Below are 3843 nucleotides of genomic sequence, written 5' to 3' on the forward strand. Positions count from 1 at the left end.
CCCCCGACCCTCCCCACCGGCGGACGCGCCCCGGGCGCGTCTCCCCCACCAGGACACGCCGGGGGCTCCCCCGGCCACAGCCGTCGCCGTGGCGGACGGAACCGCCGACGACCGGGCGCAGACCGCTCCCGGCGCGGCGATGGAATTCATCAAGCCCCGACTGCGCGGCTGGCTGCACGCCGGGATGTTCCCCGCCGTGTTGGTGGCGGGCATCCTGCTCACGGCCCTCGCGCAGACCCCGGAGGGGCGGCTGGCCTGCGCGGTCTACACCCTCACGGCCTGCCTGCTGTTCGGCGTCAGCGCGCTGTACCACCGGGGGCGGTGGGGACCGCGGGCCATGGCCGTGCTGCGCCGGCTCGACCACGCCAACATCTTCCTGATCATCGCCGGCACCTACACGCCGCTGACGATCCTGCTGCTGGAGGACGGCCGGCAACAGATGCTGCTGTGGGGCATCTGGATCGCCGCCGCGGCCGGCATCGTCTTCCGGGTCTTCTGGGTGGGGGCACCGCGTTGGCTCTACACCCCCTGTTATCTCGCCATGGGGTGGGCCGCCGTCTTCTTCCTGCCCGACTTCCTGCGCGCGGGCGGCATCGCGGTCATGGTCCTGGTCGTGGTCGGCGGCCTGCTCTACAGCGCGGGCGGGGTCGTCTACGGGATCAAGCGCCCCAACCCCTCCCCCCGGTGGTTCGGCTTCCACGAGGTCTTCCACTCGCTCACCCTCGCGGCGTTCGTCGTGCACTACGTGGGGATCTCGCTGGTCGCCTACGGGGCGGGCTGATCCCCGGCCGCGCATCCCGGAGGCCTCGGGGTCAGGGGAGGTCGGGACGCAGCCGCTCGGCCAGTTCCCCCGGGTCGGTGGTGGGCGCGGAGCAGACGAAGTTCCGGCACACATACGCCGTCGCCCGCCCCTCCCGCAGCGGGCGGTCGCGCAGCAGCGGCGTGGTCCCCGGGTCGTCCGGCTCACCGAGCGCCACCGCCGCGCCCGGCGCGGTGGAGCGCAGCGCCACCCGGTGCAGCTCGGCGCGGAGCGGATCCCCGGGCGGGCCCACCACGGCCACCTCGCGCGGGCCGTCCAGCGCCGCCTCGGCCACCGCCAGTCCCCATCCGGCGAAGCGGGGTGCCCGGGGCGCCAGGGCCGTGACGATGCCCAGGGCCCGCTCGGCCGCCTCCCGGTAACGGGGCTCGCCGGTGTGGGCGGCATGGGTCAGCAGAGCCCCGGTGGCGGCCGTCCACCCGGAGGGGGTGGCGCCGTCCGTGGGGTCCTGCGGGCGCCGGATCAAGCGCTCGGCGTCGTCCGCCGTGTCGTACAGCGAGCCGTCGGCGTCCCGGAAGCGGGTGAGCACGACCTCCAGAAGGGTGCCCGCCAGGTCGAGCCAGGCCGACTCCCCCGTCACCGCGTACAGGGCGTGGAAGCCCTCGGCGACGTCCGCGTAGTCCTCCAGCACACCGGCGCCGCGTCCCGGCTCGCCCCCCAGCGAGGTGCGGGTCAGCCGGCCCTCGGCGTCCAGGTGCCGGCCGATGAGCAGGTCGGCGGCGCGCTCCGCGGCCTCCACGAGGTCCGGTCGGTCGAAGCAGGCCCCCGCCTCCGCGAGCGCGGCGATGGCCAGACCGTTCCAGGCCGCGACGACCTTGTCGTCCCGCGCCGGGCGCGGCCGGCGGTCGCGGGCGGCCAACAGCCGGCGGCGCACCTCGACGGGGAGGGCCTCGGCCGGGTCGTCCTCCGCGCCGTCCCCCGTCCCGCCCCCGGGGGCCGGGGGGAGGCGGAGCACCGAGCGCCCCTCCTCGAAGGTGCCCTCCCGCGTGACGCCCAACAGGTCGAGGGCTGCGGTCACGGTCTCCTCGTCCAGCCCGGCCAGTGCGTCGCGGACCTCCGCGGGTGTCCAGGCGTAGTGGGCGCCCTCGATGTGCGGCCCGTCCGGGTCGGCCGGGTCGGCGCTGTCGGCGTCCAGCGCGGAGGCGAACCCGCCCTCGGGGGTGCGCAGCTCGCGGATCATGAAGTCGGCGGTGTCCAGGGCGACCCGACGGGCCCACGAGGTGCCGTCCGCGCGCCACAGGTGGGTGTACACCCGACACAGCAGGGCGTTGTCGTAGAGCATCTTCTCGAAGTGGGGGACCGTCCACTCCGCGTCCACCGAGTACCGGGCGAACCCCCCGCCGAGCTGGTCGTGGATGCCGCCGCGGGCCATCGCGTCACAGGTGCGGCGCGCCATCTCCAGCGCACCGTCCGCGCCGGTGCGGGCGTGGTGGCGGAGCAGGAACTCCAGCACCATGGAGGGCGGGAACTTCGGCGCGCCGCCGAAGCCGCCGCGCGCGGCGTCGAACTCCCGGCTCAGCTGGAGCAGGGCCGCCGCCTGCTCGGCCGGTCCCGGCGGTTCGGGGAAGTCGCGGGGGCCCCGCCGCCCCGCCAGGTCGCGGGCGATGCGTCCGGCGACGTTCCCCACCTCCTCGCGGCGGTCGCTCCAGGCGGTGTGCACGCCCTCCAGCAACTGCCGGAAGGACGGCATGCCGTGGCGCGGCTCCGGGGGGAAGTAGGTGCCGAAGTAGAAGGGTTCGCCCTCGGCGTTCATGAAGACGGTCATCGGCCAGCCGCCCTGCCCGGTGGCGGCCTGCACGGCGTCCATGTAGACGGAGTCCACGTCGGGCCGCTCCTCGCGGTCCACCTTGACCGCCACGAAGCGGTCGTTGAGGTAGGCGGCGACATCCGGATCGGCGAAGGACTCCCGTGCCATCACGTGGCACCAGTGACAGCTCGCGTACCCGACGCTCAGCAGGATCGGTACGTCCCGGCGACGGGCCTCCTCGAAGGCCCCGGGCGACCACGGCCACCAGTCCACCGGATTGTCGGCGTGCTGCAGGAGGTAGGGCGAGGTCTCTTCGGCGAGTCGGTTGGCCATGGACCCATCCTGCCGGAGACCGCGTCCGCCGGCTCGACGGTGGGATGGGGAGGGTTGTCTCCCGACACCCGGAGGCCACCGGGCGTCGGACCGGGCCGACGCCCGGTGACGGGCTCAGGACTGGTAGGGCTTCGCGTCGATGACCTTGACCATGGCCATCTTGCCGTTCGGCAACTCGTACCGGGCCTCCTGACCGGCTCGCTTGCCGGTCACCGCGCCGCCGAGGGGCGACTGCGGGGAGTACGTCTCGATGTCGGAGGTCGCGAACTCCCGGGACGCCAGGAGGAAGGTCATCGTGTCGTCCTCGTCGCCGTCGAAGGCGATGGTGACGACCATGCCGGGGGCGACCACACCCGTGTCCGCCGGGGCCTCGCCCACCTTGGCGGTCCGCAGCAGGTGCTCCAGTTGGCGCACGCGCGCCTCCTGCTTGCCCTGCTCCTCCTTGGCCGCGTGGTATCCCGCGTTCTCCTTGAGGTCGCCCTCCTCGCGGGCGGCCTCGATCTTCTTGGCGATCTCGGTGCGTGCGGGACCCGACAAGTACTCCAACTCGGCTTTGAGCTGGTCGTACGCCTCCTGGGTCAACCAGGTGACGCTCTCGCTGGTCTGGGTCACAAGTGGCTCCTAGGAACTTTTGGCGGAATACAAACAAGGCCCGACCCGGAAGGCGGTGACGCCCCGGGTGGGCGAAACATCAATCGTACCGAAGAGGCGATCGAGTCGCCCTGGAATTACCCTGCGGGGTCGTCGGCAAACCGGCAATCGACTGTTCGACGCCGGGTCGTGATCCGTTCCCCCGGTCGTCACGGGGGCGACACCGCGTCGCGGTGGGCCCCGCCGGGGCGGGCGGTGTCACCCCCGGGGGTGACCGGATGTCCGCCGCGTGGCGGCCCGCGGCGCTTCCACCCGGGGACGGAGGGGAGGGGCGCGACCACGGAGGGAACGGGAC

General features: G+C 73.8%; 3 protein-coding genes. 1 reads left to right on the plus strand and 2 read right to left on the minus strand.

The window, feature by feature from the left end:
- Nucleotides 1–139: 139 nt before the first annotated feature.
- On the plus strand, nucleotides 140–781 hold the full coding sequence (trhA, locus tag FNQ90_RS15400) for a PAQR family membrane homeostasis protein TrhA (RefSeq protein ID WP_182606906.1): 642 nt from the start codon (nucleotides 140–142) through the stop codon (nucleotides 779–781).
- A 31-nt stretch (nucleotides 782–812) separates the two neighbouring features.
- Here trhA and FNQ90_RS15405 read toward each other — a convergent pair whose 3' ends face one another.
- Both FNQ90_RS15405 and greA read right to left on the minus strand, forming a co-directional pair.
- Nucleotides 813–2897, minus strand: a complete 2085-nt coding sequence (locus tag FNQ90_RS15405; protein WP_182606905.1) for a thioredoxin domain-containing protein — start codon at nucleotides 2895–2897, stop codon at nucleotides 813–815.
- 114 nt (nucleotides 2898–3011) lie between these two features.
- Nucleotides 3012–3509: a transcription elongation factor GreA gene (gene greA, locus FNQ90_RS15410; RefSeq protein ID WP_143623142.1), complete on the minus strand. Its 498-nt coding sequence runs from the start codon at nucleotides 3507–3509 to the stop codon at nucleotides 3012–3014.
- Between the last annotated feature and the right edge of the window lie 334 nt (nucleotides 3510–3843).

This window comes from Streptomyces alkaliphilus (assembly GCF_014141535.1).
Taxonomy (GTDB): Bacteria; Actinomycetota; Actinomycetes; order Streptomycetales; family Streptomycetaceae; genus Streptomyces; species Streptomyces alkaliphilus.

Bases quoted from the DNA above. Each gene is read 5' to 3' on its own strand.
- trhA (WP_182606906.1), top strand. From the start codon at position 140: ATGGAATTCATCAAGCCCCGACTGCGCGGCTGGCTGCACGCCGGGATG.
- FNQ90_RS15405 (WP_182606905.1), bottom strand. From the start codon at position 2,897: ATGGCCAACCGACTCGCCGAAGAGACCTCGCCCTACCTCCTGCAGCAC.